This window comes from Mycobacterium sp. 852002-51163_SCH5372311 (assembly GCF_001667115.1).
Lineage (GTDB): Bacteria > Actinomycetota > Actinomycetes > Mycobacteriales > Mycobacteriaceae > Mycobacterium.
Window position 1 is genome coordinate 38,025 of record NZ_LZIJ01000188.1, and the last position, 26,722, is coordinate 64,746.

Here is a 26,722-nt window from a genome sequence, read left to right on the forward strand (position 1 = left end):
GTCGGCCACAGCCCTCACCGCAGGTTCGCCGCCGTCACCGCAGACTCGGTCGCCCGGCGAAAGCCGTTGCGGCTCAACGTCGGTGGACCACGACCTGTCCACCATCCTTCGGAGTGTAGGCAACGCCGCGGCAGTGCCATCGTTCCGCGGGGGCAGTAGTCGTCTCAAGGGTGAAGTGCCGCAACACTGTTCGAAGCACCACGTCCATTTCCATGTTGGCGAAGGCGGCTCCCACGCAACGGCGGGCGCCACCGCCGAACGGCAGCCACGCGAACGTGGCCGGCTTGCTTTCGATGTACCGCTGCGGGTCGAACCGCTCCGGGTCCGGGAAGACGTCGGGGTCCTCGTGGATCTGCGAGATGCTGATCAGGATCGAATCGCCGCGTGGCAGAACCCATTCGCCGAGTTGATAGACCGCTGGATACACATGGCGTCCGGCGAAATCGATGACGGTCCTGGCCCGCTGGACTTCCAGGATCGTCGCCTGCCGCAGCTGGGAGCCGTCGCTGTCGGCCTCCTCGACCAGCGCCGTCAACAGGTCCGGGTGGCGGGTTATCCGCTCGAATGCCCAGGCCAGCGTGGCCGCGGTGGTTTCATGCCCGGCGGCCAGCAGGGTGAGCAACTCGTCGCCAATGTCCTTGCGCGACATGACCGAACCGTCGTCGTAGGTACTGCGCAGCATCAGCGCCAGCACGTCCGTGCGCTCGGCGAAGTTCGGGTCCGACCGCTCGGCGTCGATCAGCCTGTCGACCAACAGGTCGTACTGCCGTCGATATTCGGCCAGCCGGCCCCAGGGGCTGAACCGGCCGTAGTTCCGTTCAGGTTTCGGCAATCCTGCCAGCCGCGAGCCCAGGGTGACCCAGGGCGGGATGATGCGGCGCAGTTCCTCGAGCTCGGCACCGTCGGCCCCGAAAATCGCGCGCAGGATGGCGTTGAGCGTGATCCGCATGGTCGACGGCAGCGTTGCGACCTGCCGGCCCTCCGGCCAGTTCGCGGTCTCCCGCAGGGTCTCTTCTTCGATGATGGTTTCGTATTGCTTCATGCTCTTGCCGTGGAACGGCGGAGCCAACAACCGCCGCCGGCGCCGGTGGTCGTCTCCGTCGAGGGCGAACACCGAGCCGGAACCGAACAACCGGCTCAAGTTGGGCTGAATGTTGCCGAGTTCCTCTGGGCTGGTGGTGAAGATCTGCTTGGCCAGCTGCGGGTCGGCGACCACGGTGACCCGACCGAAAATCGGGACGTTCAGCATGAAGACGTTGCCGTAGCGGCGTGCCAGCCACCGGAACATCCGTCGCCGCGACATCGAAAAGATGACGCCCTGGACGATCTTGGGCAGCCGGGTCGCGGGTGGCAACCGGACTGCGGGGGAAACCGATGGGGCGGTGACTACTTCGGTCATGACGCTGTTGCTCCCAATTGTCCGGTTGGTACGACGGTGTACCGCGAGCCTTTCCCGGTACGGTACTCTGTAGTACCAAACCTGACAAGCCTGAAAGGGCGCGGTCGATGACATCAGTGGCACCAGCGGCCGGCAGCGCCGATTTGAAGGCCGACGTGGCGGATCCCGTTGCCCCGTTTCGGCTTCGGCTGCTCGACGGCCTCGCCGCTTCCATCCGCGAGCGCGGGTATCGCGCCACCACCGTCGCCGACATCGTCCGCCACGCACGCACCTCGAAACGCACCTTCTACGACCACTTCGCCGGCAAGGAGCAATGCTTTCTGCAACTGCTCCAGGCAGAGATCGAGATCATGGCCGAAGACATCCGGGTGGCCGTCGATCCCGAGGCGGACTGGCATCTGCAGATTCGTCAGGCCGTGGAAGGCTACGTCGGCAACATCGAGTCGCGGCCGGCCATCACGCTGAGCTGGATTCGCGTGCTGCCCTCCCTGGGTGACGTGGCCCGGCCCTTCCAGCGTCATGGCTTGGAGTTGCTGACCAATCTGCTGATCGGCCTGAGCAGCAGCCCGGGTTTTCGGCGCGCCAACCTGCCACCACTGACGCCTCCGCTGGCGGTGATCCTGGTGGGCGGGCTGCGCGAACTCGTCGCACAGGCTGTCGAGGACGGACGATCCGTCCGCGAGATCGTCGAACCGGCGGTGGACGCATCTATCGCTCTGCTCGGCCCTCGACAGTAGGCTCGGTCTGCCGACCGTCGACCACTGGAGGACGCACGATGCGCCTATCAACCCGCAACCAGCTCAAGGGCACCATCACCGAGGTGGACCTGGGCAATGTCATGGCAATCGTCAAGGTTCAGCTCGACGGGGGCGATCAGGTCGTCACGTCCTCGCTCACCAAGGACGCCGCCCTGGACCTCGGCCTGGAGGTCGGCCAGCCCGCGACGGTGTTCATCAAATCGACCGAGGTGACCGTCGGCGTCGAGTAGCACGCCGGTCGCACGTCGTTGATGTGATGAAGGGGTGCGCCGGCACCGCATCAATGTCTTTGCCGCTCGGCACCAACTTCGCGGACCAGTTCGACGGCGCGGCCCAGGGTCCGCAGTTTGGTGTCAACGGTGTCGCCCGCGGGATACAGCCGCACGGTGTTCACGCCGGCGTCGCGCCACACCGCGAGCCGCGCGCGGACCATCTCCTCGGTCCCGATGAGCGTCGTGGCCAGCACCATGTCGTCGGTCACCAGCCCGGCCGCGCCGCCACGGTCACCACTTTGCCAGCGCTCCCGCACCTCGGCGGCGACGTCGGCCCAGCCCTGCCGGCTGTAGGCCTGGTTGTAGTAGTTCGTGTTCGCCGAGCCCATCCCGCCCAGGCTGAACGCGAGCTCCATTTTGCGGCCGGCGACCATGTCGCTCAGCTCGTCTTCGTCGGACGCGAACGCGACCTCGGCGCCCTGACAGATGTCGATGTCGGCGCGACGGCGACCGGCGGCGGCCAGCCCCTCGTCGAGGTGAGTGAAGTACGCGCGCTCGGCGCCTTCCGGAACGAAGCTGGTGCCCAGCCAGCCGTCGGCGACCTGCCCCGTCAACCGCAGCATCGCCGGCGAGAGCGCGGCCAGGTAGATCGGGATGGCGTGCTCTGGCCGCGTCGACAGCCGCATGGGCACCGCTTCGCCGCCCGGGCGAGGGATCTGAAACTCGTTGCCGGAGTAGGAGATTTTGTCGCCGGTGAACACTTGTCGCACGATGTCGACGGTCTCGCGGATCCGGGCCAGCGGACGCCTGAAGGGCACGCCGTGCAGACCCTCGATCACCTGCGGACCAGACGCACCCAAGCCGAGCAGGAAACGGCCGGACGACAGGTTGGACAGCGTGATCGCGGTCTGGGCCACCACTACCGGCGACCGGGTACCGACCTGCAGCACACCGGAGCCGAGCAGCATGCACTGCGTCCGGGCGGCGATATAGCCCAGCGCCGACGGTGCATCCGTGCCCCATGCCTCGGCGACCCAGCAGGCGTCCAGACCCAGCTTCTCGGCCTCGACGACGAACTCGACCACATCCTTGCCGGAACCGGAGAGTTCGACCGTCGTGGCGGTGCGCATCACCGCACCCCGTGTTCGGCCAGCCGCTTGATCGCCGCCAGCGTCTTGTCGATCGCGGCCTCGAACTCCCGCAACCGCACGAACACGATCTTCTGTTCCTTGTCCGGCATCGCGTCGATGGACACCGACAACCCGGAGCGGCCGGGTCCCATCTGCGCCTGGTAGCTCAGCCTCGTACCGCCGTCCCGGGGCGCCAGCCGGAACCGCCAAGTCGCCGAAGGATTGTCTGAATCACCGACGGCCCAGGCGAATTCGCGGGGCTCGTCGCAGACGACGATGTGCGAGGTGGTGCTCCATCGTCCGAACGCCTGGTGTTCGTTGTGGCCGATGAAGCGCGCGCCCACGCGCGGCCGGTCGGCGCCATCGGCCCACTCCACCGCCTGCAGCTCGCTGCTGAGGGTGGGCATCAACTCGATATCGGAGACCAGGCTCCAGACCCTGGCGGGGTCGGCGTCGATCCAGGTCGAGACCTCCACCGTCGGGTTGTCCGCATAACGCGCGCCGGTCCACTCCACGGCGCCCATTGTGCTCCCGTCGGGCCGATAAAGCGCCTCCGGCGTGGCTCGAGACTGCGGCACCAGGGTGCCCCCGTGAACTCATGTCGAGGAGACACACCCTGGACGCAGTCTCGGCGCCGTCAGTGCAGGCTCGGTGAGGCTAGGCCGCCACCAGTTCCTTTGCCGCCGGCACTGCGGCTTTCCGCCCCGACCCCAATTTCCAGGAGTCCGGGAAGGTGAGCCGGACGATCTTGCGGACGACGGTGCCGAACTGCTGCAGCAGCGGTCCCTTGTTGTAGGGGATGCCGTAGCGTTCGCAGATTTCCTGCACTTCGGGCGCGATCTCGGCGTACCGCCGGGCCGGCATGTCCGGGAACAGGTGGTGCTCGATCTGGTGCGACAGGTTGCCGGACAGCAGGTGAAAGACCTTGCCGCCGGTGAGGTTTGCCGACCCGAGCACCTGACGGAAGTACCACTGGCCGCGGGATTCGCCCTTGGTTTCCTCGACGCTGAATTCCTGAGTCCCGTCCGGGAAGTGGCCGCAGAAGATGATCATGTACGACCACACGTTGCGCATCAGGTTGGCCGTGAGGTTGCCGGTGAACACGAACGGCGCGAACGGTCCGGCCAGCAGCGGAAAGGCGACATAGTCCTTCAGCGTCTGCCGGCGGGTCTTCTTCCAGATCTCCCGCAGCGTCTCGCGCTTGTCGCGCAGCTTGATCTCACCGGAGCGGATCCGCTCGGTTTCCAGTTCGTGCAGTGCGACGCCGTACTGGAACAGCACCATCAGCAGGAACGCGTAGACCGGGTTGCCCAGGAAGTACGGTTCCCAGGGCTGGTCTTCGCTCATCCGGATGATGCCGTAGCCGATGTCGCGGTCCATCCCGACGATGTTGGTGTGGGTGTGGTGCATGTAGTTGTGCGAGTGGCGCCACTGGTCGGCCGGGCAGGCCGTGTCCCACTCGAATTCGCGGCCGGAGATCGTCGGGTCACGCATCCAGTCGTACTGGCCGTGCATGATGTTGTGCCCGATCTCCATGTTGTCCAGGATCTTCGCGACGCCCAGCATCGCGGTGCCCAGCAGCCAGGCCGGCGGCAGGAACAACAGCGCGCGGCCACCGACTTCCAGGGCCCGCTGCGTCTTGATGACCCGGCGGATGTATTCGGCGTCCTCTTCGCCGAGATCTGCCATCACGCGTTCCTTGATGGCGTCGAGCTCACGGCCGAAAGCATCGGCCTGCTCTTTGGTGAGGGTGATCTTGTTTGACATGGCTTTTCTCCTTTTGGGGCTTTCGTGGCGACGGGCTAAAGGGCGATATCGACGTCGCCGACGGGGACGGTCACGCAGATCTGCACGTCTTCGTCGGGTCCGGTCGAGACGGCACCGGTGGTCAGATTGCGCACCGCACCCGAGACCTTGCGCCGAGTGCAGGTGTGGCAGATGCCCATCCGGCATCCGTTTTGCGGTTTGAGGCCGGCCGATTCGGCTTGCTCCAGCAGCGAGCGTCCGTCGTCGACGATGTCAACCCCGCTGTCCGCGAAGGTGATTCGGCCGCCCGATGGATTCGCCGGCGGCTCGAACACCGGGGGCACGAAGCTCTCGGTGTACACGTTCTCGCAGTGTTCTTTGACCGCCTCGACCAAAGGCGTTGGCCCGCAGACGAACACCGCGTCGGGCGACGGCATCGCGGCAGCCAGATGCTCCGCTCCGAAGCGGCCGGCCAGGTCTCCGGCGTCCGATCGGGTGTACCCGTGCAACACCCGAACCCCGGCCAACGTGGCCAGCTCATCGCGGTAGCAGGCTTCCTGAGCCGCTCGGGCGTAGTGCACGAAGGCGATCTCGCTGCCCTCGTTCTTCAAATGGCCCTCGGCGACCAGCGTGCGAAGCATCGCCATGACGGGAGTGATGCCACTGCCGCCGGAGACGAACAGGATCCGCCGCGGACGTTGCTCTGGCAACACGAAGTCGCCGCCGACACCGTACAGGCCCACCACCATGCCGCGCCGGGCGCGCTCGTACAGGTAGTTCGACACCAGCCCGCCGTCGTGGTGGCCGATCGTCAGCTCGAGCTGCCCGCTGCCTTCCACGTTGGCCGGCGAGTAGCAGCGCGAGTGCATGCGGCCGTCGATCTCGACGGTCACGTTGACGAACTGGCCCGCCTTGACAGTGTTGCGGTCAGTGAACGCGGCGTTCGGAGCCAGCGTCAGGGTGACGCTGCGCGGGGTGGTGCGCCGCACGTCGATCACCTTGGCGCGGGCTTCCCCCGACGTCCACGTCGGCGTCACAAGCTCGGTGTACCGGTCGACGCCGTGTGGGCCGGTGAGCAGATCAACAAGGTCAGAACTCAGGACTCGCCGGGCGATCGTCCGAGTGAAAGTTTGAGTGAACATGTGTACACCGTGACACCGTCCTGCGCAGGTGGTCAAGGGTTTCGGCAGCTCTGTGTTACGGTTCACATAGTGAACAGTCGTACTCCTAGCTCACACACCCGACGCTCCGGCAGCGACAAGGCCCGGGACAGGGCTCTTGAGAAGGGCCGGGACAGCCGTTCCCGCGAGGAGCGCAAAGAGGCCACGCGGCGCGCCATCATCTCCGCAGCGCTCAAGTTGCTCAACGACCGCAGCTTCAGCAACCTCAGCTTGCGCGAGGTCACCCGGGAGGCCGGCATCGTGCCCGCGGCCTTCTACCGTCACTTCGAATCGATGGAGGCCCTCGGACTCGTCCTGATCGACGAGTCGTTTCGCAGCCTGCGTGACACACTGCGCGGAGCGCGCACCGGCAAGCTCGACCCCAGCCGCGTCATCGAGTCGTCCGTCGAGATCCTGGTCGGCAGCGTGGCCGAACAGCGTGAACACTGGCGCTTCATCGCACGGGAACGCTCGACCGGCGTTTCGGTGCTTCGCTATGCGATTCGCACCGAGATCCGGCTGATCACCTCGGAGCTGGCCACCGACCTGGCGCGCTTCCCGCGGTTGAACGAATGGAGCACAGAAGATCTCAACGTGCTGGCAAGCCTCTTCGTCAACGCCATGATCGTCACCGCCGAGGCCATCGAGGACGCCCAGAGCGCCGAAGCGCTGAACGAGATTCACCGGATCGCCGTAAAGCAGCTGCGCATGATCGCCATCGGCGTGGCCGGCTGGCGCAGCACCCCCTGAGCGAGGCGGCCGTTACCGCGGTTCGCGCCACATCGGCCAGATCGGCGGGCCACCATGGGGCAGCCTGATCTCACCGGTGACCGTGAAGCCGAAACGCTCGTAGTACGGCACATTTTCGGGCTTGGAGGACTCCAGGTACGCCGGGCAGTATTCGGCGTCGCAGCGCTGCAGCCGAGACCGCATCAACACCTGACCGTAGCCCTGGCCGCGCACTGTCGGGTCGCTGCCGATGACGGCGAGGTACCAGTGCGGCTCTTCGGGATGCGCGCGCTTCATCACTTCCTGCACGGCACTTCCTATTGCCACCCGGCGGCCGAACACCCGCACGAATGTCGGCACCATCGCAAGCTTCCCGCGACGCGTTTCCTCCCACTGCTGCGGTGGATCCCACAATGCGGCCGCGCCGATGCCGGACTCGGCGCAGGCAACCTCGACGCCGCCGCGAGACAAGTGGTGATGGCGCGTCATCGTCGCGAACAACCGGCGCAGATGGGCAATCCGGGACTTGTCGTCGGGAAGCAGCCACAACATGACCGGGTCGTCATAGAAGGCGCGGGCCAGCGTTTGTGCCAGCATGCGCACATCGGTTTTCAGTGCCGGCCGTGCCTGCGGGGTCACCCAAGTCAGGGTAGCCGCAGGTGTGGCCGGTGTGCCGAGGGGTATTCCGCAGCGATGACCGGGTTCTCAAGACGGACGTTCGGTGCGATAGCGGCCGGGATGGGCGTAGTCGGTGCCGGCGGGTTAGCCGGCGCCTGTGCCACCAACCGCAAGACACCGGCGGCGCCGTCGTCCTCACCTGCACCGGCACCGCCCGCGCCACCAAGCAAGAACGTGGGAGTTGTGTTGTCGCACGAGCAATTTCGCACCGATCAACTGGTGGCACAAGCCCAAGCCGCCGAACGGGCCGGCTTTCAGCACGTGTGGGCCAGCGACCACCTTCAGCCGTGGCAGGACAACGAGGGGCACTCGATGTTTCCGTGGCTGACGCTGGCGCTGGTGGCGAACAGCACCAGCCGCATCTCATTTGGCACCGGAGTGACATGTCCGACCTACCGCTACCATCCGGCGATTGTGGCCCAGGCATTCGCCTCGCTGGCCATTCTCAGCCCCGGACGGGTGTTCCTCGGGCTGGGCACCGGAGAGCGGCTCAACGAACAGGCCGCCACCAACACGTTCGGCCGCTATGCCGAGCGTCATGACCGGCTGATCGAGGCGATCGAGCTGATCCGCCAGCTGTGGAGCGGTGAGCGAATCTCGTTCAGTGGCCGGTATTTCCAGACCAACTCGTTGAAGCTCTACGATCTGCCATCCACGCCGCCGCCGATCTTCGTCGCGGCCAGCGGGCCGAAGAGCGCTCGGTTGGCCGGCCAGTACGGCGACGGCTGGATCACCCAGGTTCGCGAGCTGGAGAGCCCGAAGCTGCTCGACGCGTTCAGCGCGGGCGCGCGAACCGCCGGGCACGATCCGGCCAAAATGGGCAAACGCGCCGAACTCTTTGCCGTGGTCGGAGACCAGAGCACGGCCGCCCAGGCCGCCGCATTGTGGCGGTTCACCGCCGGAGCCGTCGACCAGCCCAATCCCGTCGAGATCCAGCGGGCTGCCGAATCCCACCCCACCGAGAAGGTGCTGGCGAACTGGACTGTCGGCACCGACCCCGCCATTCACATCCGCGCGGTGCAAGCGGTTCTCGACGTCGGAGCCGTTCCCTTTCTGCACTTCCCCCAGCAGGATCCCATAGCCGCCATCGACTTCTACCGCACCAACGTGCTACCCAAACTGCACTGAGCTGTGCGCGGCACGCGTAGTCTCGGGGACTTTGCGTGTGAATCCTTGGCTTTGGGAGTGCAGCCTGGGCGGACAATTCACGCGGATTCCCGCCCTAGACGCACGCTGAAAGCCCTACGTACACAATGAAAGCCGTCAGTACACATTGAATTCGCTGGTTTGAGCAATACGCGCCATCCATGGCTTCGAGTGACAAGTGGGCGATGCAGCGCTTAGTTCTTCGCCGACGAGTTCGCGCATCGATCGAGCTACTGGCTAGTGGTGACCAGAAGAAGGTTGCGCCGTAGTACTACCCCCATGTCGAGACAAGGTAGTCCGCATCGAACGGCAACCGTGTAGCGTCCCAGGCCATGCCATCCCAGGAAGCCATCGCACAAACCGTCAAGCGCTACCTCGAACTCGTCGCCACGGGCACGGCTGACAATGTCGTGGCTCTTTACGCCGGCGACGCCACCCTCGAGGACCCGATCGGATCCGATCTCCGGCGCGGCCATGACGCGATCCACGAATTCTACGCGAACGTCCAGGACCTCAAGAAGGAGACCGAACTCGTCGAGCTTCGGGTGTGCGGCCATGAAGTCGCCTTCCTCTGGCACCTCACACTCCATGCGGGCGACAATCGCAGCCGAATGTCGCCCATCTCGCTGATGACGTTCGACGAGGACGCCAAGATCACCTCGATGCGCGCCTTCTGGTCACCGTCGGACATTCGGCCGGTATAGCACCCCGTCGGATCGGCTTTACGATGATCAAGGCCCGGTGCGACATGCACGGGACAAATTCACACAGAGCCGGTGCGACGCTGCACTGGGGAATGGTTGCCGACGGTGTGGGACTTCGAAACGGACCCGGAATACCAGGCGAAGCTGGACTGGGTCGAAAAATTCATGGTCGACGAACTCGAGCCGCTCGATCTGGTCGCCCTCGACCCGTACGACAAGAAGAACCCGGAGACGATGGCGATCCTGCGGCCGCTGCAGCAGCAGGTGAAGGAACAGGGGCTGTGGGCCGCGCATCTACGGCCCGAGCTGGGCGGTCAGGGATTCGGTCAGGTGAAGCTCGCGCTGCTCAACGAGATACTCGGGAGGTCGCGCTGGGCGCCGTCGGTATTCGGCTGTCAGGCACCGGATTCCGGCAACGCCGAGATTCTCGCGCTGTTCGGCACCGACCAGCAGAAGGCCCGCTATCTGCAGCCGCTGCTCGACGGCGAGATCACCTCCTGCTATTCGATGACCGAACCGCAAGGCGGTTCCGATCCCGGGATGTTCGTCACGGCCGCGACGCGCGACGGTGACGACTGGATCATCAACGGGGAGAAGTGGTTTTCCACCAACGCCAAGCACGCGTCGTTCTTCATCGTCATGGCCGTCACGAATCCCGAGTCACGCACCTACGACAAGATGTCGCTGTTCATCGTGCCGGCCGAGACACCCGGCATCGAGATCGTGCGCAATGTGGGTGTGGGCGCTGAGTCGGCGAAGCACGCCAGCCACGCCTACGTCCGCTACAACAATGTCCGGGTTCCCGCCGACCACGTGCTCGGCGGTGAGGGCAAGGCCTTCATGATCGCGCAGACGCGGCTCGGCGGTGGTCGCATCCATCACGCGATGCGCACAATCGCGCTGGCCCGCAAGGCTTTTGACATGATGTGCGAACGCGCGGTGTCGCGGCAGACCCGGCACGGGCGGTTGGCCGATCTCCAGATGACCCAGGAGAAGATCGCCGACAGCTGGATCCAGATCGAGCAGTTCCGGCTCCTGGTGTTGCGCACCGCCTGGCTGATCGACAAGCACGACGATTACCAGAAGGTCCGTCGTGACATCGCGGCGGTGAAGGTCGCGATGCCCCAAGTGCTGCACGATGTGGCGCAACGGGCGATGCACCTGCATGGCGCGCTCGGCGTGTCCGACGAGATGCCGTTCGTGAAGATGCTGATCGGTGCTGAGTCACTGGGCATCGCCGACGGCGCCACCGAGCTGCATAAGATGACCGTGGCCCGTCGCACCCTGCGCGAATATCAGCCGGTGACAACGCCATTCCCGTCGCAGCACATCCCGACCCGGCGCGCCGAAGCCCAGGCCCGGCTGGCCGAACGCCTGGAACACGCCATTGCCGAATACTGAGTGCTGCGGCCGCTACGTGACGTAGCGGACGACGCTTTCGGCCACGCAAGCAGGCTTGGCCGATCCGTCGATCTCCACAGTCGTCGACACCGTCGCCTGCACCGCACCGTTGCCGACATCGTCGGCACTGACCAGCGAGCTCGTCGCGCGCACCCGGGAGCCGACCGGCACCGGCGCGGGGAACCGAACCTTGTTGAGGCCGTAGTTGATTGCCAGCTTGATGCCGTTGACGGTGTACATCTGATGCTGCAGCCGCGGCAACAGTGACAGCGTCATGAAGCCGTGCGCGATGGTCGTGCCGAAGGGGCCCTTGGCCGCTCGCTCCGGATCGACGTGGATCCACTGGTGATCACCTGTCGCGTCGGCGAACTTGTTGACGTCTTCTTGCGTGATGGTCACCCAGTCGCTCTGCCCGATGGTCTCGCCCGCAGCGGCGGCCAGGTCGGCGACTGACTCGAAGGTGCGCATGGGTCTCTCCTCTGCTTGGGTGATCAACATCGTGCCATTCGGCAGCCGCGACCCTGGCGCGGGAGCCTGCAACCGACTACAAAGGACAGGCTATGAGAACAACGCAGGCCTTCTTGGCGGCAGCGGTGTGGCTGACAGTCACCGCGACGGCGCTGGGCCCCGCGGGTGCCGCCCATGCCGACCCGGAGATCGCGCCGTGTGACATCCAGCAGCTCTCGGTAGCCGCGGCCCCGCAGCAGGCTGGGGTGGGTCACCGCGCCGTCCAGCTGAATTTCACGGTGCAACCGGACGTCAGCGCCTGTCAGCTGTCGGGCTATCCGGCGGTCGTCGCCCTGGTACCGGCCGGAACCCAAATCCAGGCCAAGCCGACACCGCAGGGATACCTGGGCGGCGGGACGCCCGGCACGACGGCGACCCTGGTGCCCGGCCACGGCGCACATGCGATGGTCGAATGGGTCGCAACAGGCACACCGCAAGACCCGGACTGCCGCACCTATGGGTCGGCCCCCATTTCCGTACCCCTACAGGTGATACCGCCGGGAACGTGGCAGACGTTTGACATCCCCGTCTCGATCGGACCCAACGAGGGTCTGTGCAATCTGCAGGTCCACCTGCTGACCGCCGACTGAACGTCAACCCCGCGGTTTCACGGTGAGCCTCGGGGAATGTGCCCGATGACGGCATCGACGCCGGCGAAGCGGGCAGCCAGCAGAGTTAGCGACCGTAACGACGGCGCAAGATGACAGGGTGAGGCTGCTCCTGATCGCTGACACGCACGTTCCGCGACGCGCGCGCAACCTGCCGGCACAGGTATGGGACGAGGTCGAGAAAGGAGACGTCGTGTTCCACGCCGGGGATTGGGTGGTGCCGGAACTGCTCGACGAGCTGGAATCCAGGGCAGCCCGGCTGGTCGCATGCTGGGGAAACAACGACGGCCCCGGCTTGCGGGCCCGGCTGCCCGAACGCGCCGATGTGACGCTGGCGGGTCTGCGTTTCACCGTCGTGCATGAGACCGGCGCCGCGTCCGGGCGTGAAACCCGCATGGCGCGGCTGTATCCCGACAGCGACGTCCTGGTGTTCGGGCACAGCCACATCCCCTGGGATACGACGACGGAAACGGGCCTGCGCCTGCTGAATCCCGGCTCTCCGACCGATCGCCGCCGCCAGCCGTTTTGCAGCTACATGACTGCCGAGGCGCGAAACGGGTCACTTGACAATGTGGTACTGCACCGAGTCGAGAAGTAGCTAGACGAGCATCCGCCGAAGCGGGCGTTCGGTGTGAATTGACGGCGTTGCGCGTGAGCGTGGGGCGGAAACCGGCACGCATTTCCGCCCAGGTTGCACACCCGAAGCCCACGATTCACACGCAAAACCCCAGCCCATACACAGCGGGCACATATAGATAGCTCGTATACAGAGGTATTATCGAAACAGTGAAGTCTCAAACCGACCTGGTCGCCGACGTGTTCGGCGTCGTGGGCAGATTCCGTCGGCAGCTGCGCCGGTCGGCCGGTCGCGGGTTCGACTCCACCCGCCTGTCCGAGTCACAGTCGGAGCTGTTGTGGCTCGTCGGCCGCCGGCCCGGGATCTCGGTCAGCGCCGCCGCCGCCGAACTCGGCTTGGTCCCCAACACCGCCTCGACACTCGTCTCCAAGCTGGTGGCCAACGGCTTGTTGGTACGGACCGTCGGCGAAGCCGACCGTCGCATCTGCCAGTTGCGGCTCGCCGAGCCCGCCCAGCAGATCGTCGACGCGTCCCGCGCCGCGCGGCGAGGCGTGCTGTCCGAGATGCTAGGCGACCTTGACGACGACCAAATCGAAGCCCTGACAAAGGGATTGGAGGTCCTTGACACGATGACCCGACGATTGCAGGAGCGACATTCATGACCGGATCACTGCCGATGGCGATCGACTGCCGGCACTTGACCTTTCGCTATGGCCGGTTCGCCGCCGTCGACGACCTGACGCTGCAGGTACGGCCGGGCGAAACGATGGGCCTGCTGGGACCCAACGGCGCCGGAAAGACGACGTTGGTGAAGATGCTGACCACGTTGACCCCGGTGCAGCAGGGCGAATTGCGCATCTTCGGAATGGACGCCCGCCATCAGACCATGGACATTCGAAGCAACATCGGCTATGTGCCCCAACAGCTTTCGATCGAACCGGCGCTGACCGGCCGGCAGAACGTGCAGTGGTTCGCGCGGTTGTACGGAGTGCAGCGCGCCGATCGGACCGAACGGGTGAATCAGGCGCTGGAGGCGATGGACCTACTCGATGTGGGAGACCGGCTGGCAGCGACGTACTCGGGTGGCATGATCCGCCGCCTGGAAGTGGCCCAGGCGCTGGTGAACCGGCCCTCGCTGCTGGTGCTCGACGAGCCGACCGTGGGCCTGGATCCGATCGCACGTGACCGGGTATGGGCTCAAGTGCAGAACATGCAGCGGCGGTTCGGCATGACGGTGCTGCTCACCACCCATTACATGGAAGAGGCCGACGCATTGTGTGATCGGGTCGCGCTGATGCATAAAGGCGTGTTAAGGGCCGTGGGAACTCCCGCCAAGTTGAAGACCCAGATACCCAACGGCTCGGCGCAAGCCACGCTCGAGGATGTGTTTCGCCACTACGCGGCTTCCGGGTTGGGCGACGTGGCCGAGGAATCACCCGGCATGCGCGAAATCCGTTCCAGCAGAAAGGTTGCCCGCCGTGCAGGTTGACCCCGCCGTCACAGACAACGTTCCTGCGGTGACTCTCGTCGGTGCCCCGCACGGTTGGCAACGGGTCGCGGCTACGTTGAGCCGCATCAGCACGTTCGCAATCGTGGAACTGCAGAAGCTGCAACACGACCGCACCGAGCTCGTCACCCGGATGGTGCAACCGGCGCTGTGGCTGTTGATCTTCGGGACCACCTTCAGCCACTTGCGCGTCATCAACACCGGGCCGGTCTCCTACCTGGCGTTCCTGGCGCCGGGGATCATCGCGCAATCGGCACTGTTCATCTCGATTTTCTATGGGATACAGATCATTTGGGATCGCGACGCCGGCATTCTGGCCAAGATCATGGTGACCCCGGCGCCGCCGTCGGCACTGATCACCGGCAAGGCATTCGCAGCCGGCGTGCGATCGGTCGCCCAGGTCGTCGGCGTGCTGGCGCTGGCCTATCTGATGAACGTCGGCCTGACCGTCAATCCGCTGCGGATCCTGGCGGCGATGGGCACGGTGATGCTCGGTGCCGGGTTCTTCGCATGCCTGTCGATGACACTGGCGGGACTGGTTCGCAATCGCGATCGCCTGATGGGTATCGGACAAGCGATCACCATGCCGTTGTTCTTCGCCTCCAACGCCCTTTACCCGGTCGACGTGATGCCGGCCTGGCTACACATGCTGAGCCGGGTCAACCCGCTGAGCTACGAGGTCGACGCACTGCGCGCACTGCTGATCGGCACACCGTTCAACCCGCTGGACATCGTGGTGCTGCTGGTGGCGGCGGTGCTTGGCATCGTCACAGCGTCAACGCTGTTGCGCCGCTTGGTCGCCTAGCTCCGGCGAGCAGACGCAAAAGCACCTCATTTCGGCACGAAATGGGTGATTTTGCGTCTGCTCGTGCTCAGCGATGTGGCATGTTCGAGTCCGTGCCGACGCCCAATCGTTAGCCAACCGCGACGTCGTACCCCGGCCGTGACACCCGAACTACGCAGTCTCCCTGTGTTTGACTCGCCCAGAGCAAGTTTCACCGCAGCGCGCGGCAGACAAGTCGAGATGGGTAGGGAGCTATGTCGTTCTTCGAAGAGATGCGAAAGTTACGCGGCGCCACGGCAACTTGGCCGCGCCGGCTGGCTATCGCAGCTGTAGGCGCTGCCCTGTTATCCGGTCTGGTCGCCTTCGTCGGTGGCACCGGGACCGCGGGGGCGTTCTCCAAGCCGGGCCTGCCAGTGGAATACCTGCAAGTGCCATCAGCATCGATGGGCCGCAACATCAAAGTCCAGTTCCAAGGCGGCGGTCAACACGCGATCTACTTGCTCGACGGCCTTCGGGCACAAGACGATTACAACGGCTGGGACATCAACACCCCCGCCTTCGAGGAGTTCTACCAGTCCGGCCTGTCGGTCGTCATGCCGGTCGGCGGCCAGTCCAGCTTCTACAGCAACTGGTACCAGCCGTCGCAGGGCAACGGCCAGAACTACACCTACAAGTGGGAGACGTTCCTGACTCAGGAGATGCCCGCCTGGCTGCAGGCCAACAAGCAGGTGTCGCCGGCTGGCAATGCGGCAGTGGGCCTTTCGATGTCGGGCGGCGCGGCGCTGATCCTGGCGGCTTACTACCCACAGCAGTTCCCCTACGCCGCTTCCCTGTCGGGCTTCCTCAACCCGTCCGAGGGCTGGTGGCCGACACTGATCGGTCTGGCGATGAACGACGCCGGCGGCTACAACGCCAACAGCATGTGGGGACCGTCCACCGACCCGGCCTGGAAGCGCAACGACCCGATGGTCCAGATTCCCCGGCTGGTCGCCAACAACACCCGGATCTGGGTCTACTGCGGCAACGGCACACCGAGCGACCTCGGCGGCGACAACATGCCGGCGAAGTTCCTGGAAGGCCTCACGCTGCGCACCAACCAGGCCTTCCAGAGCACATACGCGGCGTCGGGCGGACACAACGGCGTGTTCAATTTCCCCACCAACGGGACGCACTCGTGGCCGTACTGGAACCAGCAGCTGATGGCCATGAAGCCGGACATCCTGCAGGTGCTCAACGCGGGCGGTAACGCCGCGTAGCGGCCGCCCAAAATATCTCAAGCCGGCATCGGCAGCAGTGCAACGGCCAGCGCTGCTGCCGATGCTTTTTGCCGCTACTCCACCTTTTCCTGTTCTTGGCTGCTCTCCAGCAGAGCGCGGCGGTCCTGGTGAAAGTAGGTGTAAGCAGTCGTCAACGCGCACACGATCGCGGCCATCCCGAGCATCTGGGTTCCGCTGACGAACATGCTGATCACACCCCCGACCGTGGCCCCGAGAACGAAGCTGCTCAACAGCAGAAAGTAGCCGAGCCAGTCCGCCGCCTGTCCGCCGGCGATGTGACGTTCGATGCCTTGGCCCATTTTCACCAGCGTGCCGGTGACATAGCTGAGCGGCACCGAGACCTCGCCGTTCTTGACGAACGACGTGTTCAAGGCGCCAACCCCGAAGACCACGACCATGATCGGGATGAAATCAAGCTGAGTCTGGCTCCACTTGCCGACGATGATGTCGATCGCGGTGGCGAGCAGCAGGCTGAAGGTGGTCAACACCGTCGGGCCGTGCGGGTGCGCCACCCAGAAATGGCGCCGGCACACCGAGGCGACCACGACGCCGGAGACGAAGCACAGCAGCAACAGCCCCGCCGTCACCGACAACACCACGTCGTTCCGGAAGTAGCCGAGGATGGCGCGTTGCGCGTTGCCCGTCATGAACGTCACGAAATAGCCGGCGGAGTGGGTGAACGCGGTGGCCCCGAGTACCCCCGCCAGGGCTGCCAGCACCCAGGACAGCCGCGACTCGCTGTTGAAAATCTCGTTAGCCACCCTGCCACCCTAAGCAGCGGTGAGGCGTGCGATCGACCGCAGCGGGATCGGCAGCCATCCGGGCCGGTGCCGCGCCTCGTAACCGGTCTCGTAAACCGCCTTGTCCAACTCGTAGGCGGCCAGCAGCAACGCCGAATCGCGTGGGTCGACGCCGGAGGCCGCCGCGTAGCCGTCGCAGAACGCGGCGTGGTTGCGCTGGACCCATTCCCGGGCGCGCGCGGCGCGCTGTTTGTCGCCAGTGTGGTCGACCAGGGGGCCATAAGCGGCGTACTCATAGGAGCGCAAGACACCGGCTACGTCGCGCAACGGTGAATCCGGCGCCCGCCGCTCGTCCAGCGGCTGACCGGGTTCGCCTTCGAAGTCGATCAACAGCCAACTCTCCGGGGTGCGCAGCACCTGCCCCAGGTGCAGATCACCGTGCACCCGCTGGACCATGATCCGCTCACCCGCGAGCTTGCGGAATTGCTCTTCGATCGTGGCCGCGTACTGGCCCAGATCCGGGACCGCCGCGACCGTCGACGACAGGCGCGCGAGCATGGTGTCCACCGGAAAGTCCGCCTGAGCGGTTCCGAGGCGATCGGCGAGGGTGGCGTGGACAGAGGCGACGGCTTCGCCGAGCCGGTACGACTCGCCGGCGAAATCGCCACCGACCTCGTGGGCATACAGGTCGCCTTCCGCAAACAGGTCACGGACACTGGCGGTTGCCATCGCCCAGCCCTCGGCGGCGTTGGGTTCGTATTCGGTCACCATGCCCAGCGGGCAAGCGTCCTGATCCGATGGGCCCGGTGCGGTGAGCTCATAGATGCCGAGCAGACGCGCCACATGCGGATTGCCGGCGCGGCCCAGCACCCTGCTCAGTTCGATATCGGGGTTGATGCCGTGGCTGACCCGGCGGAACACCTTGAGGATCGCCTGGGGGTCGAAGATCACGCTGGTGTTGCTCTGCTCGGCATCCAGCACGCGCGGATATGCCTCCACCGGGAGCTCGACGTCGGGTTCCGGGGCAAACCGCACTTCGATGCCCGACGACTCTCGCACGGCCGACGAATCGATCAGCGACAACAGATATTGCGGCGCGCTCACGTCATACAGCGCGTCGAAGCCGGTGCGATCGTCGGCCGCGCCAATCGTGGCCACCGTGCTGAACTCGAAGATGGGCGCGGAATCCCAGCCCACGATTACCTGGTAGCGCTCGGACGATCCGTCGGTATAGGCGACGTCGACCAGTACCAAGTCGAGGTTCTCCCGCAGTGGGACGACCACGGCCGCCTCGGCGGTCTTCAGTTCGCGACTGCGGCCGGCATACCAACGTTGCTGCGGAAGCCACTCTGACCAGGGCAGCTTCGCCGCCAACTGGACTGCAGAAGTCATTTGACGCTGCTCCTCATCGCTACGCCCAGCATCGTCGCCAGCGGAGCCATATGGCGCTGCTCCTCCGCATCGCTAACGTCCCCCTCGCCGCTGCGCGGCTGGGGGCGCCCCCACTGCATCGTCGCCAGCGCGGTCACGGGTGCTGCTCCTCATCGGATTCTGACAACTGGAACCAATAAAACCCATGTCCCGGCAGCGTAAGCAGATAGGGCAGGTGCCCAATGCGCGGGAAATTCACCTGTCCGGTCAGCTCGACGGGCGTGTAGTTGTTCCAATGCTGCAGGTTCAGTTCGATGGGCTGCGGAAACCGCGACAAGTTGTTGACGCACAGGACCGTGTCGCCGTGCTCACCCGGCGCTTGCCGCACGAAAGCAAGCACCGACGGGTTGGATCCGCCCAACTCCTGGAACGCCCCGACGGCGAACGCCTCATGCCTGCGGCGCACCGCCAGCATCGTCCGGGTGAAGTTGAGCAGCGACGTCGACGTGTCGCGCTGCGCCTCGACGTTGACGGCCTGGTAGCCGTACACCGGGTCCTGGCTGGGCGGCAGGTACACGCGACCGGGGTTGGCGGTGGAGAAGCCGGCGTTGCGGTCGGGCGTCCACTGCATCGGCGTGCGGACGCCGTCGCGGTCCCCCAGCCAGATCACGTCGCCCATGCCGATCTCATCGCCGTAATAGAGCACCGGCGAACCGGGCAGCGACAACAGCAACGCCGTGAACAGCTCGATCTGGTTGCGGTCGTTGTCCAGCAGCGGGGCCAACCGGCGGCGGATGCCGACATTCGCCTTCATCCGCGGATCCTTGGCGTACTCGGAGTACATGTAGTCGCGTTCTTCGTCGGTGACCATTTCCAGCGTCAACTCGTCGTGGTTGCGCAGGAAGATCCCCCACTGGGCCATGTCCGGGATGGGTGGCGTCTGGGCCAGGATCTCCGATATCGGAAAGCGCGACTCGCGGCGGACCGCCATGAAGATTCGTGGCATCAGCGGGAAGTGAAACGCCATGTGGCACTCGTCGCCGCCGGTGGTCGCATCGCCGAAGTACTCGACCACATCGGCGGGCCACTGATTGGCCTCGGCGAGCAGCACCCGGCCGGGGAATTCGTCGTCGACCACTTTGCGGACCCGCTTGAGGAACGCATGCGTCTCGGGCAGGTTCTCGCAGTTGGTGCCTTCGCGTTCGAACAGGTAGGGCACCGCGTCCAGCCGGAAGCCGTCGATGCCCAGGCCCAGCCAGAACCGGATGACGTCGATCATGGCTTCCTGCACAGCCGGGTTTTCGTAGTTCAGGTCCGGCTGGTGGGAGAAGAACCGATGCCAGTAGAACTGGCGGCGCACCGGGTCGAAGGTCCAGTTCGACTCTTCGCTGTCGACGAAGATGATCCGGGCGTCGGTGTACTTCTCGCTGGTGTCGCTCCAAACGTAGTAGTCACCGTATGGACCGTCGGGGTCACGGCGTGACTCCTGAAACCACGGATGCGACTCCGATGTGTGATTCATCACCAAATCGGTGATTACCCGGATTCCGCGCTGGTGCGCGGCATCGAGCAGGGCCACGAAGTCGTCGACGGTGCCGAACTCGTCCAGCACCTTGTAGAAGTCCCGGATGTCATAGCCGCCGTCGCGTAGCGGCGAGTCGTAGAACGGCGGCAACCAGATGCAGTCGATGCCGAGCCACTGCAGGTAGTCCAGCCGCTCGATCAGTCCACGCAAGTCCCCGGAACCGTCCGCGCTGGCGTCGAAAAACGCGCGGACCAACACCTCGTAGAAGACCGCGTGCTTGAACCACGTGGGGTCGGCAGGCAGCTTGGTGGCGTTGCCGAAGTCCTCCACATTGGGGTGCTCGACGACGCCACCCTCAACGTGACTGCCCTCTCCGGAATGGTGGGAATGGTGCTCGACAACGTGGACAGCGCGGTTTGCGTCGTTCATCAATTCCACGATGCCACGTGTACCCGACGGGCGGCCTCGGGAATCACGCCGGGAATCATGTGCGGCCACAATCGAATTGGGCGGCCGGCCAGTATAGCGACGTCAGGCTGGCGGCCCATCAGCCAACGCGACGGTCACCGTGCGGTTCTCGCCGGTCTTGGTGCGCAGCGTCACAGCGATGGTGTCCCCGGGGTGATGCGGGACGAGCACATCCGTCATCGCGGTGGCCGAGTTGATCCGGACACCGTCGACCGCGGTGATGACGTCGCCGACGGAAATTCCGGCTCCCGCGGCGGGGCCGGTGCCGACCACGCGTTCGACCCGCGCACCGCCGTTACTGTCCACCACACCGATCCCGAGGAAGGCCGTCGGGCCGATGTGCACGGTGTTGGAGCCGGCGCCGCCGCGGATCGCGTTGGCCGCGCCCATCGCCTGACCGATCGGAATCGCGAAGCCCTGCCCCCCGGACATCTTGTAGCTCTCGGTGGCCGCGGTGTTCACGCCGACTACTTGCCCGCCCTGGTTGACCAGAGGCCCACCGGAGTCACCGGGCTTGATCGGCGCGTCGACCTGGATCAACCCGCCCAGCGTCTCGGTGGCGCCGGTCAGCGTGTCGGTGGCCTGCACGGTCTGGTTGAGCGCGACGACGCGCCCGGACACCGCCGTGGGCGCTCCGCCGGCACCACCGGCATTGCCCAGCGCGACCAACGGCTCACCGACGGTGACGCCGCCGCCGATCGCGGCAGCCGGAAGGCCGCCGGCCCCGCGCAGCTGCAGCACCGCGACATCCTGGGTGCGGTCGTAGCCGACGACGTCGACGCCGTAGGTGCGGCCGTCGGCGACGCTGAACGCGCTGATGTCGGTGGCGCCGGAGATCACGTGATTGTTGGTCAGCACGACGCCGTTGGGGTCGATGACGATGCCGGTTCCGGCGCCCACCGCGTTGTTGTAGCCAAACCTGGTGCTGATGTCGACAACCTGCGGCGCGACCATCGACGCTGCGTCGAGCGGTAGCGGAGGTCGGTCGCCGAACCGGTCGAGCGCCAGCGTCCCAGGGGTCCCGGCGTGGGCCGGCGCGGTGATCAGGCCGAGGCCCAGCCCCACCGCGGCCAGCAGGCTGACCCGCCATGACCACCTGAGGGAGCGGTGGTGCGCTTTGCTCATGCCGTAACCTCCTGCGTCGGGGAAAGAATCAAAATTGTCTCAGCCTTTGGTTCTGGGCCTTCAGCCTGGGCCGGACACCGTCTAGTTCACCGTAGTCCAGGTAGCCAACTCGTCGGTTCTAATCCCAGCGTCAGCCGGCCGTGGGCGCAATCGGACGAGTGAGGTGGTGACTCACGTCACCGACCATGTCGATGAGCGTGAGGTCGCGGTAGGAGTACCGCCATTGGCCTTCTACGCGTTCGAAGCGGTCGTGGTAGCGGCCGGTGACGATGGTCTGCAACGGTAACTCGTCGGTTTGCTGCAGCACCGTGTAGTAGCTGCGGCAGTCGGCCGTACCGGCGTGCTCGTCGACGTGGATGATCGGGTTGCTGACCACGTGCTTGGTCCGGGGCGTCCCGTCCGGATAGAGCCGGATCAGCGACTTCCAGATACCCAGCAGTTGGGTGGCATCGACCGTGTCGCGGCCGGGGTCGGGGCCGCCGACGCGGATGCGGGCGTGCTCGAACAGCTCGGCCGCTGCCGCCAGGTCGCCGGTGTCGATGCATTCGGCATAGCGGTAGAGAAGGTTTGCGATCTGCGCCTCGGCCTGCATGCAGTTAAGTTAGCGCGGCACCACTTGTGCGGGTTGTGCGCGAGCAGACGCGGAATCGCACAAATCGCGGCCGCCCAGTGCGATTCTGCGTCTGCTCGCGTCCGCACGACGGGCTTCTAAGCTGGTCCGGTGAGCCAATTCGACCCGGCGGTCAGGTTCGCACAGTCCCCGGTGGCGCGGCTGGCCACCGTCACTCCCGAAGGCACACCGCACGTCGTTCCGGTGGTGTTCGCGGTCGATCAAAATCGGATCTATACCGCCGTCGACGCGAAGCCCAAGACCACGCAACGGCTGCGCCGCCTGACCAACATCGAGCACAACCCGCACGTCAGCCTGCTCGTCGACCACTACACCGACGATTGGGCGCAGCTGTGGTGGGTCCGCGCCGACGGTGTCGCCACGATCCACACCGACGACGAGGCGATGCGCACCGGATACTGGCTGTTGCGCGCCAAATATGCTCAGTATCAAGAGGTTTCGTTAGATGGGCCGGTAATCGTGGTCACGGTGCGCCGCTGGGCCGGCTGGCAGGCCTGAGCATTTCTCGGCCCGCCGTGTTCGCCGAGACTTCAGCCACTGCGACTCCCGTCGGCGCGTCATGTGCGTGGAGTAAGTGTCGCGACGCGGTCTACCCGCGATACGAGCCGACCGACCCTTGTGCTGAGCCGCTGTTCGGGGAAAAGTTGCTTACTGCCTTCTGTGGTCTGGGACACACCGGAGGGACCCTGCACGCTCGCGGGCCGAGCGACTACCTGGGAGAACTGGAGGACAGCCATGGCGGACAGAGCGGGTGCTTCCCAGGGAGCGGGAGCTGCTCCCACTGCGGACAGCCCAGCGGGCGTTCGCAACGTGGTTCTGGTGGGGCCCTCGGGGGGCGGCAAGACGACCCTTGTCGAGGCCTTGCTGGTCGCGGCCGGTGTGCTGAACCGCCCCGGTTCGGTCACCGAGGGCACCACGGTCTGCGACTTCGACGACGCCGAGATCCGGCAACAGCGTTCGGTCGGGCTCGCGGTGGCCTCGCTGTCGCATGACGGCACCAAGATCAACCTCGTCGACACCCCCGGGTACGCCGACTTCGTCGGTGAGCTGCGGGCCGGGCTGCGCGCCGCGGATTGCGCGCTGTTCGTCATCGCCGCCAACGAAGGAGTCGACGAGCCGACCAAATCCCTGTGGCAGGAATGCAGCCAGGTAGGCATGCCCCGCGCGGTGGTGATCACCAAGCTCGACCACGCCCGCGCGAATTACGCCGAGGCGCTGGACGCGGCGCAGGACGCCTTCGGCGACAAAGTCTTACCCCTCTATCTGCCGACCTCCCAAACCAACCCCGACGGCCTGATCGGACTGCTGTCGCAGACCCGCTACACGTATTCGGGCGGCAAGCGGACCGTGGGCCCGCCGGACCCCGCGGATGCCGACCGCATCGAAGAGGCCCGCGGCACCCTGATCGAAGGGATCATCGAGGAATCCGAGGACGAGTCGCTGATGGAGCGCTACCTCGGCGGCGAAACCATCGACGAATCGGTGCTCATCGAAGACTTGGAGAGGGCCGTTGCCCGTGGTTCGTTCTTCCCCGTCATTCCGGTATGCAGCGGCACCGGTGTCGGCACTCTGGAACTGCTCGAGGTGGCCACCCGCGGCTTCCCCTCGCCGATGGAACATCCGCTGCCGGAGGTCTTTACGCCGGCGGGCGCTACGCATGCCGAGCTGGCCTGTGACCCGGGTGCGCCATTGCTGGCAGAGGTGGTGAAGACGACGTCGGATCCCTACGTCGGCAGGGTCAGTCTGGTCCGGGTGTTCTCCGGGACCATCAGGCCCGACGCGACGGTTCACGTGTCGGGCCATTTTGCGTCGTTCTTCGGAGGATCCAACGGCTCGGGCAGCACCCACCCCGACCACGACGAAGACGAACGCATCGGCGTCCTGTCCTTCCCGCTCGGCAAGCAGCAACGCCCCGCACCTGCCGTGGTGGCCGGCGACATCTGCGCGATCGGCAAGCTGAGCCGGGCCGAAACCGGTGACACGCTGTCCGACAAGTCCGAGCCCTTGGTGCTGAAGCCCTGGACCATGCCCGAGCCGCTGCTGCCGGTCGCCATTCAGGCCCACGCCAAGGCCGACGAGGACAAGCTGTCGGTCGGCTTGGGCCGGTTGGCCGCCGAAGATCCGACGCTGCGGATCGAGCAGAACCAGGAAACGCACCAGATCGTGCTGTGGTGCATGGGTGAAGCCCATGCCGGGGTAGTGCTCGACGCGCTCGCCAACCGCTACGGGGTAAGCGTGGACACGGTGGACCTTCGGGTTCCGTTGCGAGAAACCTTCGCGGGCAAGGCAAAAGGCCACGGCCGCCACATCAAGCAGTCCGGTGGTCATGGCCAGTACGGAGTCTGCGACATCGAGGTGGAGCCGCTGCCGGAGGGTTCCGGATTCGAGTTCGTCGACAAGGTGGTCGGCGGGGCGGTGCCGCGCAACTACATCCCCAGCGTGGAAAAGGGCATTCGCGCGCAGATGGAGAAGGGGGTACACGCCGGCTACCCGGTGGTCGACCTGCGCGTCACGCTGTTCGACGGCAAGGCCCACAGCGTCGACTCCTCGGACTTCGCGTTCCAGATGGCCGGCGCGCTGGCACTGCGGGAGGCTGCCGCCGCGACGAAGGTTGTCCTGCTGGAGCCGATCGACGAGATCTCGGTGCTGGTTCCCGACGACTACGTCGGCGCGGTCATGGGTGACCTGTCCAGTCGTCGCGGCCGGGTGCTCGGCACCGAGACCGCCGGCCACGAGCGCACGGTGGTGAAGGCCGAAGTGCCTCAGGTCGAGTTGACCCGGTACGCCATCGACTTGCGCTCACTGGCGCACGGGGCCGCGTCGTTCACCCGTTCGTTCGTCCGCTATGAGCCGATGCCGGAGTCCGCCGCGGCGAAGGTGAAAAGCACTGCGTGAGGGCGCAATTCGCCCGCTCATACCGACCGGAACTGCTCGGCGACGGCACGTCGGTCCAGTGAGCCTTTGGCCGTGTGCGGCAATTCGCTGACCTCCTGGAAGCTGGCCGGCACCTCGAAGGGCGCCAGCCGATCGCGGCAGAACTCGGCGAGCTCGGCGGGCGCCGGCGCGGGCGATACGCGCGGCACAACCACTGCTGCCACGGTCTCCCCGTACATCTTGTCCGGCATACCGAAGACCGCTACCTCCAACACATTTGGATGACAGGCCAGCACACCCTCGACGCGTTCGGGCGAGATTTTCTCGCCGCCGCGGTTGATCAGTTCTTTGATCCTTCCGCGGATGCTCAGGTCGCCGGCCGCCGACAGCGTCCCCAGGTCGCCGGTGCGCAGCCATCCGTCGGTGAAGTTGGCGGCGGTTATCTCCGGATCGCCGAGATAGCCGCGCACTACCGTGGGGCCGCGCAACCAGACTTCTCCGACGGCGTCCACAGGCAGCGGGTTCCCGTCCGGCCCGGCGATACGGATCTGCGGGCCGGTGGACCTGCCGACCAGACCAGTTGCCCCAGAAGAACTTTCGTTCTGATCGATGCGGGTGGTGGTCACTTGGTGGGTGGCCTCGGTCATCCCGAACGCGCACACCACCGGCGCCGAAAACTCGTCGTGCAACGCTTGCGCGGTTTCCGGTGTGAGTGGCGCACTGCAACTGCGGATGAAGCGCAGCGCGGCTCTCCCATTCGGTGATGAATCGCTGCCGGCCCGCTCCAACAGGATCTGGTGAATCGTGGGCACCGCGGTGTACCAGGTGGCTCCGACCGCGTCGACGTCGTCCCAGAACGTGTGGGCCGAGAACCGCCCCCCGGCGGGCAGCAACACCGTCCCCCCGGATGCGAGGCTGGACAGCAGTGCGGCGACCAGCCCGTGACCGTGGTAGAGCGGCATCACCGCGACGGTCGCGTCCTGCGGACCGAGGCGATACCCGGCGATGATGGCCCGGATCGAGGTGGCGAGGTTTTCGTGGGTCCACGGGACCATCTTCGGCAGTCCCGTCGTCCCGCCGGTGAACATGATCATCGCGTCGTCGTCGCGCAACCCGGTAGGCGGCGGCGTCACCTGGCCGGGGGCCGTCTCAGCGTCGAGTTGGACCGCCGGGCCGTTTTCGTTGTGGCCGGTGTCCACTGAGACCCGCCAGCAGGGCAGCATCGGTTCGCGCTGGTCGCCGGCCACGCCTGCGTCGGCCAGCACTACCCGTACGCCGGCCGCCTCGGCCCGGGCGTCCTGGTCGCTGACGGGCAACGCGGGGTCGAGGGGAACGACGACCATGCCTGCCTGAGACGCCGCCAACAAGCTGACGACGAACTCGGCGTTGCTGCCGGCGCGCAACGCAATCCGGTCACCCGGCTGTAGGCCACGCCGCTGGAACTGGCCGGCCAGGTCGTCGACCACACCGGCCAGGTCGGCGTAGCTGATGGCGCTGCGCTCGGAGGTGACGACGAGCGCCGCAGCGTCCGGCAACCGGCTTGCTGTCACCTGGACCAGGTCGGCTATGCGCGGGTGTTGCATTCCGTGGGCACCTCCGCCTTCTTGCTCGCTGTCATCGACCGTGCCTCTTTTACTCCCCTATGAAAAGCACTTCTCCGCACCC

General features: G+C 65.8%; 27 protein-coding genes. 14 read left to right on the forward strand and 13 right to left on the reverse strand.

What is annotated here, in order from left to right:
* Window positions 1-73: 73 nt before the first annotated feature.
* Window positions 74-1,399, reverse strand: coding sequence for a cytochrome P450 (locus tag A5791_RS22600; RefSeq protein WP_067241659.1), 1,326 nt, complete (start codon window positions 1,397-1,399; stop codon window positions 74-76).
* A gap of 107 nt (window positions 1,400-1,506) precedes the next feature.
* Here A5791_RS22600 and A5791_RS22605 point away from each other — a divergent pair, with 107 nt between their 5' ends.
* Both A5791_RS22605 and A5791_RS22610 read left to right on the forward strand, forming a co-directional pair.
* Window positions 1,507-2,136 carry a TetR/AcrR family transcriptional regulator gene (locus A5791_RS22605; RefSeq protein WP_067241661.1) on the forward strand — a complete coding sequence of 210 codons (630 nt, stop codon included), beginning with the start codon at window positions 1,507-1,509 and terminating at the stop codon, window positions 2,134-2,136.
* A 38-nt stretch (window positions 2,137-2,174) separates the two neighbouring features.
* Window positions 2,175-2,387 (forward strand): molybdopterin-binding protein, encoded by a 213-nt coding sequence (locus A5791_RS22610; protein ID WP_067241664.1) that lies wholly within the window; start codon window positions 2,175-2,177, stop codon window positions 2,385-2,387.
* A gap of 50 nt (window positions 2,388-2,437) precedes the next feature.
* Here A5791_RS22610 and A5791_RS22615 read toward each other — a convergent pair whose 3' ends face one another.
* From A5791_RS22615 to A5791_RS22630, 4 genes are all read right to left on the reverse strand, one after another.
* Window positions 2,438-3,499: an LLM class flavin-dependent oxidoreductase gene (locus tag A5791_RS22615; protein WP_067241666.1), complete on the reverse strand. Its 1,062-nt coding sequence runs from the start codon at window positions 3,497-3,499 to the stop codon at window positions 2,438-2,440.
* Complete coding sequence (locus tag A5791_RS22620) at window positions 3,499-4,023, reverse strand: SRPBCC family protein (RefSeq protein ID WP_197504758.1); 525 nt, start codon at window positions 4,021-4,023, stop codon at window positions 3,499-3,501. Before A5791_RS22620 ends, A5791_RS22615 begins: the two co-directional genes overlap by 1 nt.
* A 133-nt stretch (window positions 4,024-4,156) precedes the next feature.
* Window positions 4,157-5,266, reverse strand: a complete 1,110-nt coding sequence (locus A5791_RS22625) for an acyl-CoA desaturase (RefSeq protein ID WP_067241669.1) — start codon at window positions 5,264-5,266, stop codon at window positions 4,157-4,159.
* Window positions 5,267-5,301: 35 nt separating this feature from the next.
* Window positions 5,302-6,387 carry a ferredoxin reductase gene (locus tag A5791_RS22630; protein ID WP_067241671.1) on the reverse strand — a complete coding sequence of 362 codons (1,086 nt, stop codon included), beginning with the start codon at window positions 6,385-6,387 and terminating at the stop codon, window positions 5,302-5,304.
* A gap of 69 nt (window positions 6,388-6,456) precedes the next feature.
* Here A5791_RS22630 and A5791_RS22635 point away from each other — a divergent pair, with 69 nt between their 5' ends.
* Window positions 6,457-7,155, forward strand: coding sequence for a TetR family transcriptional regulator (locus A5791_RS22635; RefSeq protein WP_067241674.1), 699 nt, complete (start codon window positions 6,457-6,459; stop codon window positions 7,153-7,155).
* A 12-nt stretch (window positions 7,156-7,167) separates the two neighbouring features.
* Here the strand turns inward: A5791_RS22635 and A5791_RS22640 are convergent, their stop codons facing one another.
* Window positions 7,168-7,773 (reverse strand): GNAT family N-acetyltransferase, encoded by a 606-nt coding sequence (locus A5791_RS22640; protein WP_067241676.1) that lies wholly within the window; start codon window positions 7,771-7,773, stop codon window positions 7,168-7,170.
* Window positions 7,774-7,827: 54 nt separating this feature from the next.
* Here A5791_RS22640 and A5791_RS22645 point away from each other — a divergent pair, with 54 nt between their 5' ends.
* The 3 genes from A5791_RS22645 to A5791_RS22655 all read left to right on the forward strand — a co-directional run bounded on the left by A5791_RS22645 (window position 7,828) and on the right by A5791_RS22655 (window position 11,063).
* The gene (locus tag A5791_RS22645) at window positions 7,828-8,940 is read left to right on the forward strand and encodes a F420-dependent hydroxymycolic acid dehydrogenase (RefSeq protein ID WP_067241679.1); all 1,113 of its coding nucleotides are present in this window, start codon (window positions 7,828-7,830) and stop codon (window positions 8,938-8,940) included.
* 350 nt (window positions 8,941-9,290) lie between these two features.
* Window positions 9,291-9,662: a nuclear transport factor 2 family protein gene (locus tag A5791_RS22650; protein ID WP_067241681.1), complete on the forward strand. Its 372-nt coding sequence runs from the start codon at window positions 9,291-9,293 to the stop codon at window positions 9,660-9,662.
* Window positions 9,663-9,767: 105 nt separating this feature from the next.
* Window positions 9,768-11,063: an acyl-CoA dehydrogenase family protein gene (locus A5791_RS22655; RefSeq protein WP_067241683.1), complete on the forward strand. Its 1,296-nt coding sequence runs from the start codon at window positions 9,768-9,770 to the stop codon at window positions 11,061-11,063.
* Between the two features lie 12 nt (window positions 11,064-11,075).
* Here the strand turns inward: A5791_RS22655 and A5791_RS22660 are convergent, their stop codons facing one another.
* On the reverse strand, window positions 11,076-11,531 hold the full coding sequence (locus A5791_RS22660; RefSeq protein ID WP_067241685.1) for a MaoC family dehydratase: 456 nt from the start codon (window positions 11,529-11,531) through the stop codon (window positions 11,076-11,078).
* A 92-nt stretch (window positions 11,532-11,623) separates the two neighbouring features.
* Here A5791_RS22660 and A5791_RS22665 point away from each other — a divergent pair, with 92 nt between their 5' ends.
* The 6 genes from A5791_RS22665 (at window position 11,624) to ag85C (ending at window position 16,302) form a co-directional block, all read left to right on the forward strand.
* Window positions 11,624-12,160, forward strand: coding sequence for a DUF4232 domain-containing protein (locus A5791_RS22665; protein ID WP_067241688.1), 537 nt, complete (start codon window positions 11,624-11,626; stop codon window positions 12,158-12,160).
* 118 nt (window positions 12,161-12,278) lie between these two features.
* The gene (locus tag A5791_RS22670) at window positions 12,279-12,776 is read left to right on the forward strand and encodes a metallophosphoesterase (protein WP_067241691.1); all 498 of its coding nucleotides are present in this window, start codon (window positions 12,279-12,281) and stop codon (window positions 12,774-12,776) included.
* 179 nt (window positions 12,777-12,955) lie between these two features.
* Window positions 12,956-13,417: a MarR family winged helix-turn-helix transcriptional regulator gene (locus tag A5791_RS22675; RefSeq protein ID WP_156661555.1), complete on the forward strand. Its 462-nt coding sequence runs from the start codon at window positions 12,956-12,958 to the stop codon at window positions 13,415-13,417.
* Window positions 13,414-14,244, forward strand: a complete 831-nt coding sequence (locus tag A5791_RS22680) for an ATP-binding cassette domain-containing protein (RefSeq protein WP_067241696.1) — start codon at window positions 13,414-13,416, stop codon at window positions 14,242-14,244. Before A5791_RS22675 ends, A5791_RS22680 begins: the two co-directional genes overlap by 4 nt.
* Window positions 14,234-15,067: an ABC transporter permease gene (locus A5791_RS22685; RefSeq protein WP_067241698.1), complete on the forward strand. Its 834-nt coding sequence runs from the start codon at window positions 14,234-14,236 to the stop codon at window positions 15,065-15,067. Before A5791_RS22680 ends, A5791_RS22685 begins: the two co-directional genes overlap by 11 nt.
* A gap of 233 nt (window positions 15,068-15,300) precedes the next feature.
* A complete protein-coding gene (gene ag85C / locus A5791_RS22690; RefSeq protein WP_067241701.1) occupies window positions 15,301-16,302 on the forward strand; it encodes a diacylglycerol acyltransferase/mycolyltransferase Ag85C in 1,002 nt (333 codons plus the stop codon).
* A gap of 74 nt (window positions 16,303-16,376) precedes the next feature.
* Here the strand turns inward: ag85C and A5791_RS22695 are convergent, their stop codons facing one another.
* From A5791_RS22695 to A5791_RS22715, 5 genes are all read right to left on the reverse strand, one after another.
* Window positions 16,377-17,084: a YoaK family protein gene (locus tag A5791_RS22695; RefSeq protein WP_067241703.1), complete on the reverse strand. Its 708-nt coding sequence runs from the start codon at window positions 17,082-17,084 to the stop codon at window positions 16,377-16,379.
* 9 nt (window positions 17,085-17,093) lie between these two features.
* Window positions 17,094-18,455 (reverse strand): maltokinase, encoded by a 1,362-nt coding sequence (locus tag A5791_RS22700; RefSeq protein WP_067241706.1) that lies wholly within the window; start codon window positions 18,453-18,455, stop codon window positions 17,094-17,096.
* 133 nt (window positions 18,456-18,588) lie between these two features.
* The gene (gene treS / locus A5791_RS22705; protein WP_156661556.1) at window positions 18,589-20,388 is read right to left on the reverse strand and encodes a maltose alpha-D-glucosyltransferase; all 1,800 of its coding nucleotides are present in this window, start codon (window positions 20,386-20,388) and stop codon (window positions 18,589-18,591) included.
* A gap of 102 nt (window positions 20,389-20,490) precedes the next feature.
* Window positions 20,491-21,552 carry a S1C family serine protease gene (locus tag A5791_RS22710; RefSeq protein WP_067241710.1) on the reverse strand — a complete coding sequence of 354 codons (1,062 nt, stop codon included), beginning with the start codon at window positions 21,550-21,552 and terminating at the stop codon, window positions 20,491-20,493.
* A gap of 130 nt (window positions 21,553-21,682) precedes the next feature.
* Window positions 21,683-22,144, reverse strand: a complete 462-nt coding sequence (locus tag A5791_RS22715) for a nuclear transport factor 2 family protein (RefSeq protein ID WP_067241712.1) — start codon at window positions 22,142-22,144, stop codon at window positions 21,683-21,685.
* A gap of 129 nt (window positions 22,145-22,273) precedes the next feature.
* Here A5791_RS22715 and A5791_RS22720 point away from each other — a divergent pair, with 129 nt between their 5' ends.
* Window positions 22,274-22,681, forward strand: a complete 408-nt coding sequence (locus tag A5791_RS22720) for a TIGR03668 family PPOX class F420-dependent oxidoreductase (RefSeq protein ID WP_067241714.1) — start codon at window positions 22,274-22,276, stop codon at window positions 22,679-22,681.
* A gap of 237 nt (window positions 22,682-22,918) precedes the next feature.
* Window positions 22,919-25,078, forward strand: coding sequence for an elongation factor G-like protein EF-G2 (locus A5791_RS22725; protein WP_067241716.1), 2,160 nt, complete (start codon window positions 22,919-22,921; stop codon window positions 25,076-25,078).
* A 17-nt stretch (window positions 25,079-25,095) separates the two neighbouring features.
* Here the strand turns inward: A5791_RS22725 and A5791_RS22730 are convergent, their stop codons facing one another.
* A complete protein-coding gene (locus tag A5791_RS22730) occupies window positions 25,096-26,640 on the reverse strand; it encodes a FadD7 family fatty acid--CoA ligase (RefSeq protein WP_067241718.1) in 1,545 nt (514 codons plus the stop codon).
* Between the last annotated feature and the right edge of the window lie 82 nt (window positions 26,641-26,722).